Origin of the sequence: Thalassospira australica (assembly GCF_044790785.1) — a bacterium.
In the GTDB taxonomy this organism is placed as follows: domain Bacteria; phylum Pseudomonadota; class Alphaproteobacteria; order Rhodospirillales; family Thalassospiraceae; genus Thalassospira; species Thalassospira australica_A.
The window spans coordinates 1,426,045-1,444,054 of sequence record NZ_CP085258.1 but is presented as its reverse complement, the minus strand read 5'-3'; the positions used below and the strand labels follow the sequence as shown (position 1 = coordinate 1,444,054).

Annotated in this window: 21 protein-coding genes; 12 read left to right on the top strand and 9 right to left on the bottom strand. The window is 55.9% G+C overall.

The window, feature by feature from the left end:
• Positions 1-4 precede the first annotated feature (4 nt).
• Together LG297_RS06930 and LG297_RS06925 are read right to left on the bottom strand one after the other, a co-directional pair.
• Positions 5-193 carry a hypothetical protein gene (locus tag LG297_RS06930; protein ID WP_404426193.1) on the bottom strand — a complete coding sequence of 63 codons (189 nt, stop codon included), beginning with the start codon at positions 191-193 and terminating at the stop codon, positions 5-7.
• Positions 194-408: 215 nt separating this feature from the next.
• Positions 409-1,266: a universal stress protein gene (locus LG297_RS06925; protein WP_404426192.1), complete on the bottom strand. Its 858-nt coding sequence runs from the start codon at positions 1,264-1,266 to the stop codon at positions 409-411.
• A 318-nt stretch (positions 1,267-1,584) separates the two neighbouring features.
• Here LG297_RS06925 and LG297_RS06920 point away from each other — a divergent pair, with 318 nt between their 5' ends.
• Positions 1,585-1,890: an ArsR/SmtB family transcription factor gene (locus tag LG297_RS06920; protein WP_404426191.1), complete on the top strand. Its 306-nt coding sequence runs from the start codon at positions 1,585-1,587 to the stop codon at positions 1,888-1,890.
• 91 nt (positions 1,891-1,981) lie between these two features.
• On the opposite strand, the gene pdxH is transcribed toward LG297_RS06920, so the two are convergent.
• Positions 1,982-2,602: a pyridoxamine 5'-phosphate oxidase gene (pdxH, locus tag LG297_RS06915; RefSeq protein ID WP_404426190.1), complete on the bottom strand. Its 621-nt coding sequence runs from the start codon at positions 2,600-2,602 to the stop codon at positions 1,982-1,984.
• Between the two features lie 148 nt (positions 2,603-2,750).
• On the opposite strand from pdxH, the gene LG297_RS06910 reads away from it, so the two are divergent.
• Positions 2,751-3,227: an RT0821/Lpp0805 family surface protein gene (locus LG297_RS06910; protein WP_404426189.1), complete on the top strand. Its 477-nt coding sequence runs from the start codon at positions 2,751-2,753 to the stop codon at positions 3,225-3,227.
• Positions 3,228-3,395: 168 nt separating this feature from the next.
• Complete coding sequence (locus LG297_RS06905) at positions 3,396-4,319, top strand: DnaJ C-terminal domain-containing protein (RefSeq protein WP_404426188.1); 924 nt, start codon at positions 3,396-3,398, stop codon at positions 4,317-4,319.
• Positions 4,320-4,372: 53 nt separating this feature from the next.
• Here the strand turns inward: LG297_RS06905 and slyA are convergent, their stop codons facing one another.
• Complete coding sequence (gene slyA / locus LG297_RS06900; RefSeq protein WP_404426187.1) at positions 4,373-4,879, bottom strand: transcriptional regulator SlyA; 507 nt, start codon at positions 4,877-4,879, stop codon at positions 4,373-4,375.
• A gap of 182 nt (positions 4,880-5,061) precedes the next feature.
• On the opposite strand from slyA, the gene LG297_RS06895 reads away from it, so the two are divergent.
• On the top strand, positions 5,062-6,423 hold the full coding sequence (locus LG297_RS06895) for a mechanosensitive ion channel family protein (protein WP_404426186.1): 1,362 nt from the start codon (positions 5,062-5,064) through the stop codon (positions 6,421-6,423).
• Here the strand turns inward: LG297_RS06895 and LG297_RS06890 are convergent.
• Positions 6,420-7,778: a YihY family inner membrane protein gene (locus LG297_RS06890; RefSeq protein ID WP_404426185.1), complete on the bottom strand. Its 1,359-nt coding sequence runs from the start codon at positions 7,776-7,778 to the stop codon at positions 6,420-6,422. The genes LG297_RS06895 and LG297_RS06890 overlap by 4 nt on opposite strands.
• Positions 7,779-7,980: 202 nt before the next feature.
• Here LG297_RS06890 and fabI point away from each other — a divergent pair, with 202 nt between their 5' ends.
• The 4 genes from fabI (at position 7,981) to LG297_RS06870 (ending at position 11,822) form a co-directional block, all read left to right on the top strand.
• Positions 7,981-8,811 carry an enoyl-ACP reductase FabI gene (gene fabI / locus LG297_RS06885; protein ID WP_404426184.1) on the top strand — a complete coding sequence of 277 codons (831 nt, stop codon included), beginning with the start codon at positions 7,981-7,983 and terminating at the stop codon, positions 8,809-8,811.
• Between the two features lie 80 nt (positions 8,812-8,891).
• Positions 8,892-9,983, top strand: coding sequence for a chorismate synthase (gene aroC / locus LG297_RS06880; protein ID WP_404426183.1), 1,092 nt, complete (start codon positions 8,892-8,894; stop codon positions 9,981-9,983).
• Positions 9,984-10,047: 64 nt separating this feature from the next.
• Complete coding sequence (locus LG297_RS06875; RefSeq protein WP_404426182.1) at positions 10,048-11,061, top strand: hypothetical protein; 1,014 nt, start codon at positions 10,048-10,050, stop codon at positions 11,059-11,061.
• A 137-nt stretch (positions 11,062-11,198) separates the two neighbouring features.
• Positions 11,199-11,822, top strand: coding sequence for an intradiol ring-cleavage dioxygenase (locus tag LG297_RS06870; RefSeq protein ID WP_404426181.1), 624 nt, complete (start codon positions 11,199-11,201; stop codon positions 11,820-11,822).
• A 49-nt stretch (positions 11,823-11,871) separates the two neighbouring features.
• Here the strand turns inward: LG297_RS06870 and LG297_RS06865 are convergent, their stop codons facing one another.
• Positions 11,872-12,477 carry a hypothetical protein gene (locus LG297_RS06865; protein ID WP_404426180.1) on the bottom strand — a complete coding sequence of 202 codons (606 nt, stop codon included), beginning with the start codon at positions 12,475-12,477 and terminating at the stop codon, positions 11,872-11,874.
• 164 nt (positions 12,478-12,641) lie between these two features.
• Here LG297_RS06865 and LG297_RS06860 point away from each other — a divergent pair, with 164 nt between their 5' ends.
• Together LG297_RS06860 and LG297_RS06855 are read left to right on the top strand one after the other, a co-directional pair.
• Positions 12,642-13,253 carry a TetR/AcrR family transcriptional regulator gene (locus LG297_RS06860; protein WP_404426179.1) on the top strand — a complete coding sequence of 204 codons (612 nt, stop codon included), beginning with the start codon at positions 12,642-12,644 and terminating at the stop codon, positions 13,251-13,253.
• Between the two features lie 42 nt (positions 13,254-13,295).
• Positions 13,296-13,763: a DUF2269 family protein gene (locus LG297_RS06855; RefSeq protein ID WP_404426178.1), complete on the top strand. Its 468-nt coding sequence runs from the start codon at positions 13,296-13,298 to the stop codon at positions 13,761-13,763.
• A 2-nt stretch (positions 13,764-13,765) separates the two neighbouring features.
• Here the strand turns inward: LG297_RS06855 and LG297_RS06850 are convergent, their stop codons facing one another.
• On the bottom strand, positions 13,766-14,764 hold the full coding sequence (locus LG297_RS06850) for a DMT family transporter (protein WP_404426177.1): 999 nt from the start codon (positions 14,762-14,764) through the stop codon (positions 13,766-13,768).
• Positions 14,765-14,895: 131 nt separating this feature from the next.
• On the opposite strand from LG297_RS06850, the gene LG297_RS06845 reads away from it, so the two are divergent.
• Positions 14,896-15,813 carry a LysR family transcriptional regulator gene (locus LG297_RS06845; RefSeq protein WP_404426176.1) on the top strand — a complete coding sequence of 306 codons (918 nt, stop codon included), beginning with the start codon at positions 14,896-14,898 and terminating at the stop codon, positions 15,811-15,813.
• Positions 15,814-15,908: 95 nt separating this feature from the next.
• A complete protein-coding gene (locus tag LG297_RS06840; protein WP_404426175.1) occupies positions 15,909-16,337 on the top strand; it encodes a heme-binding protein in 429 nt (142 codons plus the stop codon).
• A 31-nt stretch (positions 16,338-16,368) separates the two neighbouring features.
• Here LG297_RS06840 and LG297_RS06835 read toward each other — a convergent pair whose 3' ends face one another.
• Together LG297_RS06835 and LG297_RS06830 are read right to left on the bottom strand one after the other, a co-directional pair.
• Entirely contained in the window at positions 16,369-17,109 is a 741-nt protein-coding gene (locus LG297_RS06835) for a TlyA family RNA methyltransferase (protein WP_404426174.1), read from the bottom strand.
• A 32-nt stretch (positions 17,110-17,141) separates the two neighbouring features.
• Positions 17,142-17,819 (bottom strand): GntR family transcriptional regulator, encoded by a 678-nt coding sequence (locus LG297_RS06830; protein ID WP_404426173.1) that lies wholly within the window; start codon positions 17,817-17,819, stop codon positions 17,142-17,144.
• Positions 17,820-18,010: the final 191 nt, after the last annotated feature.

Genomic DNA, 18,010 nt, shown 5'->3' with positions numbered 1-18,010 from the left:
GGACTTATTCGCCGTCCACATCATTGGCGGCACAGGGCTTTGCGTTGCAACTGCTAACAGCATTGCCAGCCATTGCAGCGTAGCCTGCGACGAAAGCGCCAAGATCGGGCAAACCGATATTCTGGCGGGAAAGTTCCTGTGCCAGATCCTCGGACATGGATGCGAAATCAATGACATCGCGAAGTGATAACATGGGATTTCCCCCTACCGGACGTTTCTTCCACTGTCTTCCATTATGCGAAACACCTCGTTTATCGGGGTTCCGTTTTGTAAGATTTCAGTAACGGTGGCGGGTTTTGTTCGCAGATGCAACAGAAAAAAGGCGCAGAAGACTGCGCCTTTAGCGGCATATACCAATGGTATGACAAATAACCGTCCCGATTACAGGAGGTTAGGATGACGCAGAGGTCAGTGCATTACCCATAACGGTAAAGTACATTTTGCCAGCATGTCCTGTGTAACCCCGCCAAGGATCATTTCCTTGAACCGCGAATGGCTGTAGGCCCCCAGCACGATGCTGTCGGCACCGACCTTTTCTGCCTCTGACATCAAGGCGTTGGCAACATGGGACTGGTCGGGCAGTTCGGACACCCGCGCCTCGACTCCGTGCCAACGGAACTGTTCGGCCAGGGCCTTGGCGCAGGCACGTCCATGGGGGACTTCGCCGACGCTGACGATGGTGACTTCTTTGGCTGTGCGCAAAAGCGGCATGGCCGAGGTCACAGCACGGGCGGCTTCGACCCCGCCATTCCAGGCGATCACAACTTTTTCTCCGACCGTTTCGGGCGTCTTTTCAGGTGCCACCAGCAACGGACGACCGGTTTCCATCAGGGCGGCATCGAATGTTAGCGAAGCAGCGGCCTCCCGCGGGTCGCGACCGATGACCACCAGATCGAACAGGCGCCCGCGCCGGGCGACCGTTTCATCCTCGCGCCCGTTATCGCGTCGCCAGGCGCAGGTGGCCTGTAGTTCGGGCGCGGGCAGGGTGGCCTCGGCCACACCGGCAGCGTCGCGGGCGGCTTCATAGGACGCGCGACCACGGGTTTCGCGGCGCTGGGTTTCGCTTTCGGCGGCACGCATCATTTCTTCGATGATCAGGCCCGACATGCCTTCGCCAACGATGGGAATGGCGTCCTGCGGCTCGGCCGCGACAAACAACGCTTCGAGATGTGCATCAAATCTTTTGGCCGTTCGAAACGCCAGATCCAATACACGCTGATCGATGTTTGAACCGGCCACCGGGGCCAGAATTGTTCTTACTGCCATCGCACTCACTCCCGAGATTGGTGTCTAGTGACACATATGCCTTGTTGCGATCAGATCAATGCGTCAAGGCCCAGAGTTGATCAGTCTGCAACCGACAAGCGCATTTTTCCTTGTTCAAGATCAAAACTTTTGCAAAACAACCCGTCCATTCATCCAGACAGGGCTTTACGCTACGATTTACTTATGTAGTGGCAAAAAGCAGTGTAACATTAAACCAATGCGTTGCCGAACTCCGAAGATTGAATAGATCATCCGGTTTGTCGGATATAACGCGCCAGAAAATAGCCCAACCGACTGCGAGAATGGAAGCCGTCCTGTATGAACTATAAAACCCTTCAGGAAAACGCGCATGAAGCCGCGGAGTTCCTGAAAACATTGGGAAATGAATGGCGTTTGATGGTTTTGTGTTCGCTGGGGACGACCGAGAAATCGGTCAGTACCCTTGAAGGCGAACTGGGCATCAAGCAATCGGCCCTGTCACAGCATCTCGCACGGTTGCGACGCGAGGGGCTGGTGAAAACACGGCGGGAATCGCAGACGATTTATTATTCGCTGGCCAATCCCGATACGCTCAAAATCATCCTTGTGTTGCAGGAAGTGTTCTGCCCGCCGGAAGAGCCATAACAACACCAATCATAAAGCCCATCATAATTCAGCATAAAAAACGCGCGAACCCGATGACCGCGCGTTTGTCTTTCGGGACTATGCCTGCCGCTCAGGGGAACAGCTTTTGCAGGTTCCAGCCCTTATCCTCGGCATCGCGGGTATAAAGTTGCCGGTCATGGAGACGAAACGTGCCTTCGGACCAGAATTCGATGCGATCCGGGATCAGGCGGAAGCCGCCCCAATGGTCGGGGCGCGGCACCTTGCCCAGCCCGAATTTGGCGGTAAATTCGGCCACCCGTTTTTCCAGATCGAACCGGCCGCTCATCGGGCGGGACTGGATCGATGCCCAGGCGCCAAGCTGGCTGCCGCGCGGGCGGGATGCGAAATATTCATCCGATTCCGCCCCGTCGACGCGTGTCACCGCGCCCTCGATCCGCACGCATTTTTCAAGCGACTTCCAGTGGAAGCACAGTGCGGCAAAGCTGTTTTCGGCAAGCTGAACGCCTTTGCGGCTTTCATAATTGGTATAAAAAACAAATCCCCGTTGATCGAACCCCTTAAGCAGGACAATCCGCGCAGAAGGCCGCCCTTGCGCATCTGCGGTCGCCAGTGTCATCGCATCGGGATACGGTTTTTCCTTGTTTTTTGCCTCGTTAAACCACACGTCAAACAGATCGAACGGAACCGCGTGGGCTTCATGCCCAATTTTTGGCGTATTTTTTTCGTCCATTGGGGTCAGGATTCCTTTGATAGTTCAAAATCCGCACCAAATTCGAAAGATACGGGTTTTGGATATACGTGAAACGACACAAGCAAGATCGTTCCGTAGATACAGAACATATCGGTTGGGACAGGAAAGACAAGGTAGGCAAATAAATATGAAATTCCGTCATATCGTAATCCCCGTCATGATGACCGCATTCATTGCCGGTTGCGCACAGGATCAGGGTCAGAAACAAACCGCAGGCGGCCTTTTGGGCGCGGTTGGCGGTGCCGTTGCCGGTGCGCAGTTCGGCAAAGGGTCCGGGCAGCTTGTCGGTGTGGCACTCGGCACGCTTGCCGGTGCCTTTATCGGCAGCGAGGTCGGCAAGTCGCTTGACAATGCCGACCGGGCCATCATGGCGCAAAATACCCAGCGCACGCTTGAAAGTGCGCCCACGGGGCAGACTTCGACCTGGAACAATCCTGATACGGGCGCACGCGGTACTGTTACCCCGGTCCGCACCTATCAGGAGCCGAAAACCCAGGACTACTGCCGTGAATACCAGCAAACCGTCACCATCGGCGGCCAGCAGGAAGAGGCCTATGGCACAGCATGCCGCAAGCCAGACGGCAGTTGGGAAGTTGTGAACTGATCTTCACGACATGACATTTTAAAAGCGGCGCGTTCCTTGCGAATGGCGCCGCTTTTTCATATCTGAGCCATGTCAAGGACAGTGATAAAAACAAATGCCTTTCTTGCAAGCCGTAAGACAGGCTTATAATACACATACAGAGTTTCCCATTATCCAACCGGTCAGGCGATGCAGGATCCCTACAAGACTTTGGGCGTTGCCAAAAACGCCACCCAGGACGAAATCAAGAAAGCCTATCGCAAACTTGCGCGCGAGCTTCACCCCGATGTCAATCCCGGCGACAGCAAGATCGAGGAACGGTTCAAGAAAGTTTCGGCCGCCTATCATCTTTTGGGGGATGCCGAACGTCGCAAGAAATATGACGCGGGCGAACTTGATGCCGACGGGCGCGAAACCGGGCCATTTGGCCGCGGTGGCGGTGCGCGTTATAGCGGTCAGGCCGGCGGCGACCCGTTCGGTTTTTCAGGTGCCAATGCCGAAGATATCTTTGACGAGATTTTCGGCAAAGGTGCACGTGGAAGCGGCGGCGGGTTCGGCGGCTTTGGCGGGCGTCGACAGGCTGAAAGGGTCAAGGGACCAAATATTTCCTATGAGCTGAGCCTTGATCTGCGTGAAGCGATCATCGGCACGACCAAACGCATCAACCTTGCGAGCGGCAAAAGCCTTGAAGTGCGCATTCCAGCTGGCAGCGAGGACGGACAGACCCTTCGCCTGAAAGGCCAGGGAATGGCCGGCATGAATGGCGGGGATGCGGGCGATGCACTGATCAAGCTGCATGTCCATCCTGACAAGGTATTTCGCCGCGAGGGCAATGACCTTCATTGCGATCTGGCAATCAGCCTTTCCGAAGCGGTGCTTGGCGGCTCGATCGAGGTGCCGACGATTGATGGCAAGGTCAGCATGAAACTGCCCGCCAATGCCAATAGCGGCACAAAACTGCGCCTGCGCGGTAAAGGTGCGGCTTATGACCGGGGCAACAAACGCGGCGACCAGTATGTGCACCTGACCGTCAAGCTGCCGGAAAATCGCGATGACGACCTGATTGATTTCGTGCGTGAATGGTCGGAAAAGCATCCCTATAAGGCACGATAAACCTTATATATCGACGTTGTGAAAAGCCGGGCGTAAATCCCGGCTTTTTGGGTTCAGGCGTCCCTTTGAATGCGCCCGACCATGATGATGTCCTTGTCCTGTGCTGCCCCGGCAAAGGCATCGAACTGGCGGCCGATCTTTTTGAACACCGCAAGGCATTGTTGAAGTTCCTCATCCGAAACATCGGCAAAAATCTGGGAGCGCACACCTTTGATCACCGATTGTATCTGGCGCAGTGCCGGTCCGGCCTTTTCGGTCAGATGAACGGTTTTTGCCCGCCTGTCATCGGGAACTTCGCGGCGTTCGATCAGTCCTTTTTCCTCCAGCCAGTCCAACGTCCGCACCAGTGTCGGGCCCTGTACCCCGGCAATGCGCGCCAGTTCCTTCTGAGTCAGATCATGGTCGGCGGTGCTGAGGCGAAACAGGATTATCCAGCGGGCTTCGGTCAGGATGAAAGGCGATAAACGCCGGTCGACCTCGGCGCGCCATTGCCGGGCGAGCATACCCAGCCAGAAACCAAACTGTTCGCGCGACGCATTGCTATCAACGGGATTTGTCATGGAGAAACACCTGCGGGAGGATTCACGAGACTCAAGATTTAGATAGATAGCTATCTATCGTCAAGGGAGTGCCCGAAGCAACCGTCAATAGGCGTTATACCATCCCTATCTCGCGTAAACGGTTTCGCGTTACCATATGAAATGAAAGGCTTTCCATTCGAAAGTATGAATAAAGGGGACATATGGAGCAATTCTGGAATCCCGACCAGCTTGTCGATTGGCTCGAACAGGTCGTTGTGTGGGTGGAAACCAATATCCTGCTGGTCCCGATCCTGTTGCAGGTTGTAGTCTGTCTGCTAGCCGTGATACCTGCCCTTTTGCTGCGCGCACCTCTGTCACATCAGCTTGGTCGTTTGCAGAACTGGCGGGCCCTTTTGCATTATGCCGGGTTCCGGCGGTTGCTGGCGGTGCTGCCCGACCTTGCCTTTCCGATCATTCTGGTTTTGCTGATCTGGTTTATCGATGCCGTTGCGATACAGGCGGGGTTGCACCACAACGTTTTGCGACTGGTCGCGAGCCTTCTGAATGCGTGGATCGTCATTCGTCTGGGCACTGCGGTGGTCAATGATCCGGTCTGGGCGCGCAGCATAGCCATTATCGCCTGGGGGTTGGCAGCCCTTAATATCGTCGGCTGGCTTGATCCAACAATCGATCTGCTCGATAGCCTGGCCCTTCATATCGGACAGTTCCGGATATCGGTATTCGGCATCCTCAAAGCGATGCTGTCTTTGTCGATCCTGCTGTGGGTGGCGTCCTTTGCCTCGCGCATTTTCGAACAGCGCATTCAGAAGACCCACCGGCTGACACCGTCGGTTCAGGTGCTGATGTCAAAGCTTCTGAAGCTTGTGTTACTGTCTATTGCGGTTTTGTTTGCCCTGTCGACCATCGGTGTCGATCTGACCGCCCTTACGGTATTTGGCGGTGCCATCGGTGTTGGCATCGGATTTGGTTTGCAACGCATTGTCGCCAACCTGATCAGCGGCGTGATCCTGCTTTTGGACCGGTCGATCAAGCCGGGTGACGTGATTGCGATTGGCGATACGTTTGGCTGGATACAGTCGCTTGGCGCGCGCTACACCGCGGTTCGGACCCGCGACGGCACCGAATTCCTGATCCCGAACGAGGACCTGATCACCAATCAGGTCGAAAACTGGAGTCATTCAGACGTTAAATTGCGCCTGAAGGTTCCGGTCGGCATTGCCTATCGCTGCGATCCGCATTTCGCGATCAAGCTTTGTAACGAGGCAGCGGCCAAATGCGAGCGTGTTCTCGAAAGCCCCGGCCCCAATACATTGTTGCGTGGCTTTGGCGACAATTCGGTCGACCTTGAAATCAGGTTCTGGATCAACGATCCGCAAGGCGGGCGCGGCAATATCATCAGCGAAGTTTTGCTGAATGTCTGGGACAGCTTCAAGGAACACGATATCGAAATCCCGTTCCCGCAGCGTGACTTGCATCTGCGCAGCAGCGATGGTGCTATCAGGATAGAAACGAACCGTGCCGACGACGAAACCGGGAACACAACCCCCGATAGCCGGGATTAATCGACAATCTGCGTCATGTCCTTGGGGCCGATCTCGCCGGATGATTCCGGATCGCGGTTTGGCTCCACCGTTTCGGGGACTTTGTCATCGGGTTTTGGCAGATCAAGAAGCGCACCGACCTCGACATCCAGGACCGATTGCCGGGTCTTTTCCAGTTCGACGAGACGTTCGCGCACCGCCACCGGCCAGCCGCCATCGGCATTGACCAGAAGCAGACGATCATAGTCCAGAAACAGGCCAAGTCGCGACATCAGATCGACCAAAGTAATCCGCGACAGATCGCCCGACAATATCCAGCGATGGCTTTCGGAACGTTCAATCAGCTTTTCACGACGAAGGGCGGCCAGCGCCCAGTTAAGATCCCGCCCGCCAAGTTTGGTTTCACGCAACATCCGGCGATAGGTCGGCGGTTTGGTCGCTTCGCGAAAACCATGTTGCAGATATTCCAGAACCCGCAATACCGCGATGATGCGTTCCATCTGGCCGGGCACGGCACCGCGTGGGTCGGGGATCAGCCCGGCCGCCCTTGCCGCGCGCCATTCGGACCGGGCAGCTGCGACCTGTGCCCCCAGCAGGACGACAATCCAGGTCAGATACATCCATAACAGGAAGATCGGCACAATCGCCACCGCGCCATAGATAGTCTGATAGGTCGGGAAATTAATGACGTAATACCCAAAGCCTTTTTTAAGCGCCTCGAACAATCCTGCCGCCACCAAGCCGCCCAAAATCCCGTCAACGATCACGACCGATCTGTTCGGCATGCCGATAAACAGAAGCGAAAAGGCAATCGCGGATAAAAGGAATGGAGCCAAAAACGTCAATTGCCCGATATGTTCGCCAAGCCCGTCAGCCCCGACCAAATAGCGCATGGCGAAAATATAGGATGCCACCGAAAGGCTCAGCCCCAGCAACATTGGCCCAACCGTCAGCAAGGTCCAGAAAACGACGAGTTTTGCCAACAGTTTGCGCGGTGTAGTCACGCGAAACACATCGTTCATCGCACCTTCGATGGCACCAAGCAACATGACCGCGGTCAAGGCCAGCACAATCGTTCCCACCGCCGTCATCTGGCCGGTATTCTGAAGGAAATTGCCAAGATAATCGGTGACCTGTTCGCCGGTTTCGGGCAGGAAATTGTTCAGGACCACGCCCATGATCTGGCCTTTCCATTGCTCGAACACCGGAAAGGCCGACAGGACCGTCAGGGCAACGGCAAGAAACGGAACCATGGCAAGAAGGGTTGTATATGACAGCCCTGCTGCACGCTGAACGGATTTATCATGGATAAAACGCATGACGGCATAACGCCAGAATCCGGTACGATCGTTCAGTATTTGCCCGATTGGAACCATTAAACACTTATCCCTGCGCCATTTCTGGTTATAGTGCAATTGATCAACAGGATAGCGTGCCGGCACAAGATAAAACAGGCCAGATTGACCTTGGCCTCGCTTTGTGTAGGATGCGCCCAATGTCAAATGCTTCCTGTGTGGGTCACAGCTTTGTTCCGCGCTGTATGCCTGCCAGAGAGAGATCGTGGGAACGAGAGGGAAAATGAGCTTTTCCGCAGAGAATATTTCCGGCCTGATGGCTGGCAAGCGTGGCCTGATCATGGGCGTCGCCAACGATAAATCCATCGCCTGGGGTATTGCACGCACTGTGGCTGCCGCCGGCGCCGAGGTTGCCTTTACCTTCCAGGGCGAAGCACTTGAAAAACGCGTGCGCCCATTGGCGGAGTCTGTCGGCAGCGATATCGTCCTGCCCTGCGACGTGACCGACGCCGCAAGCATTGATACCGTGTTCGAAACGCTGAAAGAAAAATGGGGCAAGCTGGACTTTGTCGTGCATGCCATCGGTTTTTCCGACAAAAACGAACTTCGTGGTCGCTATGTCGATACCTCGCCTGAAAACTTTGCGCTTTCAATGAACATCTCGGTCTATTCCTTTACCGCCGTTGCACAGCGCGCGGAAAAGCTGATGACCGATGGCGGTTCGCTTTTGACCCTGTCCTATTACGGGGCGGAAAAGGTGATGCCGCATTACAATGTCATGGGTGTTGCCAAGGCCGCACTGGAAGCCAGCGTGAAATATCTTGCCAATGATCTGGGTCCGGATCGCATCCGTGTGAATGCCATTTCGGCGGGTCCGATGAAGACCCTTGCCGCGTCGGGGATTGGCGATTTTCGCTATATCCTGAAATGGAACGAATATAATTCACCGATGCGCCGCAACGTCACCCTTGATGATGTTGGCGGGTCGGGTCTGTATTTCCTGTCAGACCTTTCGACCGGTGTTACCGGCGAAACCCATCATGTCGATTGCGGGTATCACACGGTCGGCATGAAGCAGGCAGACGCACCGGACATCAATGTTCAGAAAGCCTGATCTGAACATGATATGATCTTGCGGGCTGCCTTGCTGGCAGCCCGTTTTGTCTTCAAACACCTGAATTCTGGATATCGGAAATGGCTGGCAACAGTTTTGGCTCCCTGTTTCGCTTCACCACCTTTGGCGAAAGCCACGGCCCGGCAATCGGCTGCGTCGTTGACGGGGTGCCGCCGCTTCTTGACCTGACCGAAGAAGACATCCAGCTGTTTCTTGAAAAACGCAAACCGGGCCAGTCGCGCTTTACCACCCAGCGCCGCGAACCCGATCAGGTCAAAATCCTGTCCGGTGTGTTCGAAGGCAAAACCACCGGTACCCCGATTGGCCTTCTGATCGAAAATGTTGATCAGCGATCCAAGGATTACGGCGAGATTAAAAACCAGTTCCGCCCGGGCCATGCCGATTACACCTATTGGGAAAAATACGGCATACGTGATTACCGTGGCGGCGGGCGTTCATCGGCACGCGAGACCGCGATGCGGGTTGCCGCCGGGGCGATTGCGCGCAAAATCCTTGGTGATGACATCAAAATCCGCGGTGCCCTGATCAAGATGGGCACCAAGGAAATCAATCGCGACAACTGGAACTGGGACGAGGTTGATAACAATCCGTTCTTCTGCCCCGATGCAGCCGCCGTTCCGGTTTTCGAAGAATATCTTGATGGGCTACGCAAGGATGGATCATCCGTCGGTGCCGTAATCGAGGTTGTTTGTTCCGGTGTTCCAGTCGGGCTTGGCGATCCGGTCTATGACAAGCTGGATGCCGACATGGCCAAGGCGATGATGACGATCAATGCGGTCAAGGGTGTTGAAATCGGCAACGGTTTTGAGGCCGCCGAACTGACTGGCATCGAAAATGCCGATGAAATGCGCATGGGAGAAGATGGCAAGCCGGTCTTTGGCTCCAACCATGCGGGCGGCATTCTGGGCGGGATTTCTTCCGGTCAGGATGTTGTTGTGCGTTTTGCCGTCAAACCGACCAGTTCGATCCTGACACCGCGAAAAAGTGTCGATATTTACGGCAAGGATGTCGATGTCGTGACCAAGGGCCGCCATGACCCGTGCGTTGGCATTCGTGCTGTTCCGGTGGGTGAGGCCATGGCTGCCATCGTTCTGGCTGATCATTTGCTGCGCCATCGCGGCCAGTGTGATGGCTGGAACCGCAACAAGTAATTTCGGCGGCATTATTTTACTGAACTAGTCTGTCACAAGCGGGATTGTGCGCCGTCAATGGTGCATGAACCCGACATTGTACAAAGCCCTGATCATGCTTGCATCCAACAACAAACCGGCATCGGCCACAAAGCCCGCCGGGCGGGATGGCGGCTTGGGCAATCGCACCGTCCTTTATGCCGATGAACCGGTCGATTTGCCCGATTGGGGAATTGCGGCCCTGCCCTCGATGATCCTTGGCGCGGCCCCGCAAAGCTGCCTTTTCGTTAGTGACCTCACGGTTGAGGAACCCGAAGACGAAGCCGAAAACAGCACCGGGACGCCCGGAGACACGGACGCAACCCCGCCTGTGAAAGTATCCTTTTCGCTGACTGTCGACAGCGCGCCTGATGACAATTCCAAATTGATCCAGCGACAGATCACCTGGCGGCTTGCCATGCCGGTAAGCACCTTCCGGCAGATCACAACCAGCGCCAACAGCACCCCGGTGCGAGCCCCCGTGATCAGAACGAAGCTGGTCCTGCGCGATGTTGTCTGTGATGTTGAACTGGGATTGTTGGAAGTACCGGGCATTACCCAGCCGCTTCTGGTCGGGCGCGATACCCTGTCCGACCGCTTCCTGATCCGCCCTGATCATGATAAAGCCGCCCCGACCCCATCGCCGTCCGCAACGCTTTCGATCACGCCCGACGAGCCTGCCGCACCGGTTAAACCCGTTGATCCTGCTCCGACATCGTCAACAGCAACAGAACAGGGAAAAGCAACGGATACGAGCAACGCAGCCCCCCAATCCGCCGTATCCAGCACGGATATGGCACCGGTATCTGTGACGCCGGAAACTGCGGCGGCATCGGTAGCCACTCCAACACCCGCCCCGGCATCTGATACCACGGCCCCGGTCGCAACGGCATCCGTGCCCACAGCCGACACATCGGGCAGCGATGGTAACCTCACCCCACCCCCAGCACTGGCACCGCAACCCGACGCCCCAACACCCTCTGCGGATCAGAGGGGCGATGCTTCTGCCGCCCCGCAACCTGCCGAAGCCGACAAGCCAACACCAACAACGCCGGCCTGAATTTACCAGTCTCCTGTCATCACAAATCGGGCCGGGACGTTGATTTTTGGGTAAAAGCCGCTATCTCGACTTTATCGGACAGCCTGCATCCCAAGATGCAGACCGAGGCCAAAAGGCGATGAAAGGGGCAATATGCCATGCCGTTATCACGATCCGGGCAAAGTCACGCCATGCCAACCCGCCGCAGCCTGTTGCAAGGCTGGCTTGCCGCCAGCGCGACCGGCATTTCTGCGGGAATGTTTGCACCCACCTTACGCGCCCAGCCGGTAAATCGCGACATTACGCCATCCTGCGGCACCGATGATGAACCAACCCGCAGCAGCACCGAAGGCCCGTTTTATAGCCGCCAGCCTCCGGAAAAATCTGATTTTCGGGCCGATGCGGATGGTGCCCCGGTAACCCTGATCGGGTTTGTCCTGACCCGCGATTGCCAGCCGGTCAGCGGCGCAATCGTCGATCTTTGGCATGCCAATCGCGACGGTGAATATGACAATCGCGGTTTCCGGCTGCGCGGGTATCAGAAAACCGATGCCAAAGGCCGGTACTTTTTTGAAACCATCCGACCCGCCGAATATGGCAGCCGAACCCCGCATTATCACGTCAAGGTGCGAAACGGGGACGACCGGGTTCTGACCACACAGCTTTATTTCCCTGGCGAAGCCCGCAACGAGCGGGACTTTCTGTTTAACCCGGCACTGCTGATGGATGTTCAAAAAGCATCTGACGGCGACATCGCGCGGTTCGATTTTGTTCTGAGTTAATCACGCGTGAGACCGTAATCCCCGGACAATCCCGAAGCCGCAACTCGAGTTATTCCTCAAAAACAGGGTAGTCATCCAGCGTGATTCCATCACGAAAATGGCTATTCACTGGTTTGACTAAAGCAACACCAAAGTCAAAACCCTTCTTTGCTACCGGGGTCAAAACGATGATCGCACGACGAGTAAAACCAGACTCGTCGAACAGAATATATGAAACCGTTCCCGGTCGTTCCGGCGGAAGATCGATCTGTTTGATTCTTCCATCCAGTCCACTTTCCAGTGCACTTTTCATCGTATCGAAACCCTGTCCGGACATCAGCACAGTACACGTACGGTTTTCCGTTACAGACAATAACACAGAAACCTCGTCGTAAGACTTGTGCTCGTATTGCCACGCATAGGCCTTCCCTTCGGAGAAGGCGGCTTTCATGCGCTCGCCATCAATAAGGTAAGGGGCAATTTCCACATCATTGGCAAGCACTGAAAAGTCATCAACGTTAACGACACAGCGCTTATTGAATTCATCAAAGGCAAGTCCCGGCGGCACCTCAGAAGGCAGAAACGCCCAAAGCCTCTCACTCCCCACGATAACCAGCATCGCAGCGATGAAAAAAAGCCAAAACCGACGCCTTTCTTTAGGGAGTTCACCAAACATCTTCCCAACCTGCTGTACAGTTTCTCGCTATAGAAAACCCGAGAGCAACACCCTATTTTTAAAATCTTTTCATGTCGATCTGAAAGACAAAAACGGGCTTGCACATACTCGTCTAAGTCAGTAAAGTTAACGAAGTTAACATAAGAAAATCGAGATACGAGCCAATGGGGAAATATCACCACGGTGACGTCCGCAATGTCCTGCTGCAAAAAGCCGAAAACATCCTGAACGAAGAAGGTCCGAGCGGGCTTTCGCTGCGGCGGCTGGCGCGCATGACCGGTGTGTCGGAAGCAGCGCCCTATCGCCATTTTGACGGTAAGGATGGCATTTTGGCGGCAGTAGCGATTGATGCGTTTGAACGTTTTGCTGAGCGTCTGGAAAATGTCGCGGAAAATGTTGAAAACCATGAAGAACGAATCATGGCGCTGGGTGCGGCTTATGTGCATTTCGCGGTCGATTTCCCGCAGCATTTTCGCCTGATTTTTGGCCGCGAACGCCCGCCGCTCGATCAATATCCCGAATTGCGCGAGGCCGCCGATAACGCCTTTGACGTTTTGCAGCGCGCCGTTACATCGGTTGATCGCCGGGCCGACATGACCCTTAGCGATGCCGCACTGGCCTATAACCGTGCGCTGGCGGCATGGAGCCGCGCGCATGGCATCGCCATGCTGGTGATTGACGGCATGATCGTCCCGCCTGCCGATCAGGAGCTTGACGACTTTGTGCTGGGGCTTCTTGCCGAAGATCTGACAGCACCGGAAAAAAACCTGATCTGAAATTCCAGATCCTGATATCCCGCAATTCGAAGGCCATCAAAGATGGAATACACCACCGTCAAATTCATTCACCTTCTGGGTGCCGTGCTGTTTCTGGGCAATATCATCGTTACCGCAGTCTGGAAAAGCCTGGCCGACCGCAGCAAAAACCCGGTGATCATTGCCTTTGCCTGCCGGTTGGTGAATGTCACCGATCTGGCCTTTACCGCCTTTGGCGCGGCTTTGGTTGTGATTGGCGGTATCGGGCTGTTTCATGCCGGGGGCATCTCGCTTTCCGATAGCCCGCATCTGACGATTGGCATCAGTCTATTTGCCATGGCGGCGACCCTTTGGCTGGTCGGGCTTTTACCCTTGCAGCTTTATATGTCGCGGATCGCGGCCCAAACGGTTGCAGCGGGCGAAGCTGCCATGCCGGCAGCCTATGACAAATGCGTAAGGCTTTGGACGATGCTGGGTATTGTCGCCACCCTGATGCCGGTTGGAACCCTTTGGTTCATGATTGCCCGATAAGCTTAGAGAGTACGACGGCGACGGGTCGCGATCAGAAGTGCGACAACCACCGCCGTACTGCCCATGATATGCCACTGATTAAGCATCTCGCCCAAAATCACCGCCCCAAGGATCGAGGCGACAAAGGGCTGCAACAGCAGGATCATTGATCCGGTGGCCTCGTCAACGCGCTTCAGCCCGACCGACACCATCCCCTGCCCCAGAACATGCACCAGCACCGCAAGCCCGATCAGCGCCAGCCAGCCTGTCATATGTGGCGGCAGGACGAAATTGCCTTTGATCACCATCATGGCGCCAAGGGCGATCATGGTGGTCAGGGTGCTCCAGAACATGATTGATACCGCGCTGTGATTACGGCGCAGACGGCTGATGACAATCAGATAACCGGCATAGAAAAAGGCGGCCAGAACGGCAAAGGCATCGCCGCGCATGGATCCCGCGCCTGTTTCACTTGCGCGAAACAGGAAATAGCCGCCAATAACGGCAAACGGTACCCCGCACCAGAACATCACGCCGGGTTTGCGCGCAATGCCAAACAGACCAAGGAACCCGATAATCACCGGGGCAAGGTTGTTAAGTAAAATCGCATTGCCGACCGTCGTCATTTCAATCGCCATATGGCAGGCAACAAGATCAGCAGCAAATAAAAGACCGGCAAGGATCATCAAGCCCGTATCACCACGCTTGCGCGCAGAAACACCATTTCCGTTGGCCGGTTTTGATGATCCTGCCGGTATCAGAAAGACGGTTGCACCCAACAGGGGGGCGGCGAGTGCAACGCGCCAGAAAGCCGACGCATCAGGTGACACATCGCTAAACCGGACAAAAATCGGGCCAAGCCCCATCAGGATGGCAGCCACCACAAGGGCGATAATCGCCCAAAGGGATGATTGCACCATCGGGGTCAATCCTTCGTTACCCTGCGCGCTGTCCGTGGTGGCGGAGGGAGCAACAGAATTGCTTCCGGCATTGCGCAGGGTATCGGAAATGACATGGGGCATGGTCCGGTCTTTCGAAACGGCAGGCGATATGCGGTTTGTGCAAAATGCGCCGTGGCTGATAGCGATTATCTTGCAGCGATGCTATATCGATGTGAAATTGCTTCGTCTTATCGTCGGGATAAATTGCGCTTATGGCTCTTCTGAATGTCGATATCGATCTGCTCAGAACATTTCTGACGGTGCTGGATACGCAAAGTTTCACACGCACGGCCGAACGGCTTTTGCGCACGCAACCTGCCATCAGCCAGCAGATCAAAAAGCTTGAGGATACCGTTGGCGCGCCGCTGATCACGCGCGACCGAAATGCCATTACCCCGACCACAACCGGCCTTGTCGTCAAATCCTATGCCGAGGGGATCATCGGCCTGAATGACAAGATGCTGGCCGATCTTCTTGATGCCGCGCCCGCGATACTGCGCATCGGGCTTCCCGATGATTATGCCGCGATTTACCTGCCGGAAATCCTGCGGATTGCGGCACTGCGCCTGCCGGAAACGGAAATAAGCTGCCATGCCGATATCAGCCGCAACCTTGGTAAACGGGTTGCCAATGGCGATCTTGACCTTGCCATCCTGACGGCCGATCCCGAAACGCCGTCCTTGCATGTGACATCCGAACCATTGGTCTGGGTCGCCGATCCGCGGTTTGACCACAACGCCCGTCCCTTGCGCCTGTCGATGTTTCACGACGGATGCGTTATCCGCCGTTCGGTTACGGAAATTCTGTCGCGGCAAAAAATCGCCTTTCGCATCAGCCACAGCAGCGACTCCAATTCCATGATCATCACCGCGGTCGATGGCGGCCATGCGCTGGGTGCGATGCCGCGCTGCACGGCGGAATATGCCGGATTGCAGATTGTTGACGACCCGGCCCTGCCGGTCTTGCCAAATGTCGATATCGCCCTTCTGATACGTGAGCAGGCCAATCCGGCGGTTCGGGAACTTGCCCTTGGCGCGATAGCCGCCCTTGCGCCATCAATACCGGTCGGAAGCAACACCCGCGATCATGTGGAAACCGGTGGCATCGCCCTTGCTGCTTCCACCATGTGAAAAGACGTTTTATCCGGTTGATCACCCGATGACGCCGCCCCTAAGATGCCCCGGCAAGAAAAAGCCGTTTCATAACACCCTGCCGGAGACGCCCGATGCTGACCATCAAACGCCTGTCGATCGATGATGCCAAAATCCTGATCGAAGGTGCGCGCAATCGCGCCACCGAAATCGGCATTCCGATGTGCATCGCCATCACCGATGAGTCCGGTGTTCTGATTGCCTTTGAACGCATGGATGGCGGCAAGGTCACCAGCACCGCCATCGCCCAGGACAAGGCATTTACCGCTGCGGGTGCGCGCAAGGCCACCCACGAATATGCCGCCGCGGCCCAGCCGGGCATGGTGGCATTCGGTATCGATTCCGAATGCGGCGGGCGTCTGTCGATTGTGGCCGGGGGATTGCCGGTATTGGTTGACGGGGATGTTGTCGGCGGGATCGGGGTCAGTTCCGGCACCCCGCCGCAGGATCAGGATTGCGCCCAGGCCGGGATCGATCATTTCCTGAAAGTGATCGGCAAATAAGCCAGATGCTGTTGGCTGGAATCGGTATTGATTAAGCCGATTTCCGCCCGCCAATCAGAAATTCGACATTGCCTTCGGGTCCGGTGATCGGGCTTGTCGCGATGCCGAGCACCTGCCAGCCGGGTAGATTTGCCAGCCAGTCGGAAATGGTATCGCAGACTTCCTGATGCAGTTCCGGTTCACGGACCACACCCTTTTTGCCGACCCGTTCCTTGCCGACTTCGAATTGCGGCTTGATCAGTGCAATCAGCCAACCGCCCGGCTTGACCAGATCAAGGCTTGCGGGCAACACGGTGCGAAGGCCGATAAAGCTGGCGTCGCAGACGACGATATCAATGGGATCGGGGATTTGTTCTGACGTAATGTGACGCGCATTGGTCTTTTCCATCACAACAACCCGGTCGTCATTGCGCAGTTTCCAGTCAAGCTGCCCCTGCCCGACATCAACCGCAAAGACCTTGGCTGCGCCGTTTTGCAGCAAGACATCGGTAAAACCACCGGTCGAGGAGCCGACATCAATCGCGGTAAAACCGGTGACATCAACGCCGAACTCGGCAAGCCCCTTTTCAAGCTTGAGCCCACCGCGCGACACCCACGGATGGGGCTGCCCACGCAGGGTCAGTGACATGTCTTCCTTGCATTGCAGCCCCGGCTTATCGAGCCGTTGCTCGCCGCTAAAGACATTGCCTGCCATGATGAAAGCCTGCGCCTTGGACCGGGTTTCCACCAGTCCGCGTTCGACAAGCAATTGATCCAAACGTTTCTTTGCCATGCGCGGGTTTTAGCGCAAAGCAGCGCAAGCGTCTAGCTTGCCAATGGCTCCAGATAACCGCGCGGCACGATGGCAAGAAGATCGTTTAACGCCTCGCCCTGAACCGCGACATGCTGGTGCATGAGCTTGCCCGCCCGTTCGGCATCGCCGGTCGAAATCGCTTCGAGGATTTCGGAATGCTCGGCATTGGATTTTTTCACCCGTCCCGGCCGGTGCAACTGCAAACGGCGATAGGGTGCCAGACGGTTGCGCACATTTTTGGTCTGACGTTCAAGGAAGCTGTTGCGGCATCCGGCATAGATCACTTCGTGGAAATTGACGTTGGCCTCGTAATAGGCATCGGCGTCTGCATGTTCCTGAAGCATGCCGCATTCATCACCAAGTGCGATCAGTTTTTCGATGTCCGGACGCGCCATGCGCCGTGCGGCAAGGCGGGCGCACATGGCCTCCAGTTCGGCCATGACTTCGAACATTTCGATCAGATCGGCCACCGTGATCGAGGCAACAATGGTTCCGCGCCGTGGCATGGTCGCCACCAGCCCGGACCCGGCCAGCGTTTGCAGGGCCTCGCGCACCGGCGTGCGGGATACGCCGAACCGTTCGGACAGGCTGCGCTCGTCCAGCTTGTCGCCGGGTTTAAGAACCCCAGTGACAATATCGCGTTCAAGTTTCTGAACCAGATCGGTGGCGAGCTTGCCGTTCCGTGACATGGGAATCCTCATCCTTGCGCTGCAATCGTGGTATACCAGAACATATAAAATGGTACTGCGCAAAGCCTTTTCCGTGCTGCCCCGCACCCAAACCCTACTGCGACGCAAAAGTTAATTGGCAGAAAACCGGGAAAATGGCCGCGATCCTTATGCGTACATCTGTGGCACTGCAATACACATTTCTGGTATAC

What these genes read in the sequence shown, in the direction of transcription:
- LG297_RS06930 (WP_404426193.1), bottom strand. Translation starts at nt 193, where the DNA reads ATGTTATCACTTCGCGATGTCATTGATTTCGCATCCATGTCCGAGGAT.
- LG297_RS06925 (WP_404426192.1), bottom strand. Translation starts at nt 1,266, where the DNA reads ATGGCAGTAAGAACAATTCTGGCCCCGGTGGCCGGTTCAAACATCGAT.
- LG297_RS06920 (WP_404426191.1), top strand. Translation starts at nt 1,585, where the DNA reads ATGAACTATAAAACCCTTCAGGAAAACGCGCATGAAGCCGCGGAGTTC.
- pdxH (WP_404426190.1), bottom strand. Translation starts at nt 2,602, where the DNA reads ATGGACGAAAAAAATACGCCAAAAATTGGGCATGAAGCCCACGCGGTT.
- LG297_RS06910 (WP_404426189.1), top strand. Translation starts at nt 2,751, where the DNA reads ATGAAATTCCGTCATATCGTAATCCCCGTCATGATGACCGCATTCATT.
- LG297_RS06905 (WP_404426188.1), top strand. Translation starts at nt 3,396, where the DNA reads ATGCAGGATCCCTACAAGACTTTGGGCGTTGCCAAAAACGCCACCCAG.
- slyA (WP_404426187.1), bottom strand. Translation starts at nt 4,879, where the DNA reads ATGACAAATCCCGTTGATAGCAATGCGTCGCGCGAACAGTTTGGTTTC.
- LG297_RS06895 (WP_404426186.1), top strand. Translation starts at nt 5,062, where the DNA reads ATGGAGCAATTCTGGAATCCCGACCAGCTTGTCGATTGGCTCGAACAG.
- LG297_RS06890 (WP_404426185.1), bottom strand. Translation starts at nt 7,778, where the DNA reads ATGGTTCCAATCGGGCAAATACTGAACGATCGTACCGGATTCTGGCGT.
- fabI (WP_404426184.1), top strand. Translation starts at nt 7,981, where the DNA reads ATGAGCTTTTCCGCAGAGAATATTTCCGGCCTGATGGCTGGCAAGCGT.
- aroC (WP_404426183.1), top strand. Translation starts at nt 8,892, where the DNA reads ATGGCTGGCAACAGTTTTGGCTCCCTGTTTCGCTTCACCACCTTTGGC.
- LG297_RS06875 (WP_404426182.1), top strand. Translation starts at nt 10,048, where the DNA reads ATGAACCCGACATTGTACAAAGCCCTGATCATGCTTGCATCCAACAAC.
- LG297_RS06870 (WP_404426181.1), top strand. Translation starts at nt 11,199, where the DNA reads ATGCCGTTATCACGATCCGGGCAAAGTCACGCCATGCCAACCCGCCGC.
- LG297_RS06865 (WP_404426180.1), bottom strand. Translation starts at nt 12,477, where the DNA reads ATGTTTGGTGAACTCCCTAAAGAAAGGCGTCGGTTTTGGCTTTTTTTC.
- LG297_RS06860 (WP_404426179.1), top strand. Translation starts at nt 12,642, where the DNA reads ATGGGGAAATATCACCACGGTGACGTCCGCAATGTCCTGCTGCAAAAA.
- LG297_RS06855 (WP_404426178.1), top strand. Translation starts at nt 13,296, where the DNA reads ATGGAATACACCACCGTCAAATTCATTCACCTTCTGGGTGCCGTGCTG.
- LG297_RS06850 (WP_404426177.1), bottom strand. Translation starts at nt 14,764, where the DNA reads ATGCCCCATGTCATTTCCGATACCCTGCGCAATGCCGGAAGCAATTCT.
- LG297_RS06845 (WP_404426176.1), top strand. Translation starts at nt 14,896, where the DNA reads ATGGCTCTTCTGAATGTCGATATCGATCTGCTCAGAACATTTCTGACG.
- LG297_RS06840 (WP_404426175.1), top strand. Translation starts at nt 15,909, where the DNA reads ATGCTGACCATCAAACGCCTGTCGATCGATGATGCCAAAATCCTGATC.
- LG297_RS06835 (WP_404426174.1), bottom strand. Translation starts at nt 17,109, where the DNA reads ATGGCAAAGAAACGTTTGGATCAATTGCTTGTCGAACGCGGACTGGTG.
- LG297_RS06830 (WP_404426173.1), bottom strand. Translation starts at nt 17,819, where the DNA reads ATGTCACGGAACGGCAAGCTCGCCACCGATCTGGTTCAGAAACTTGAA.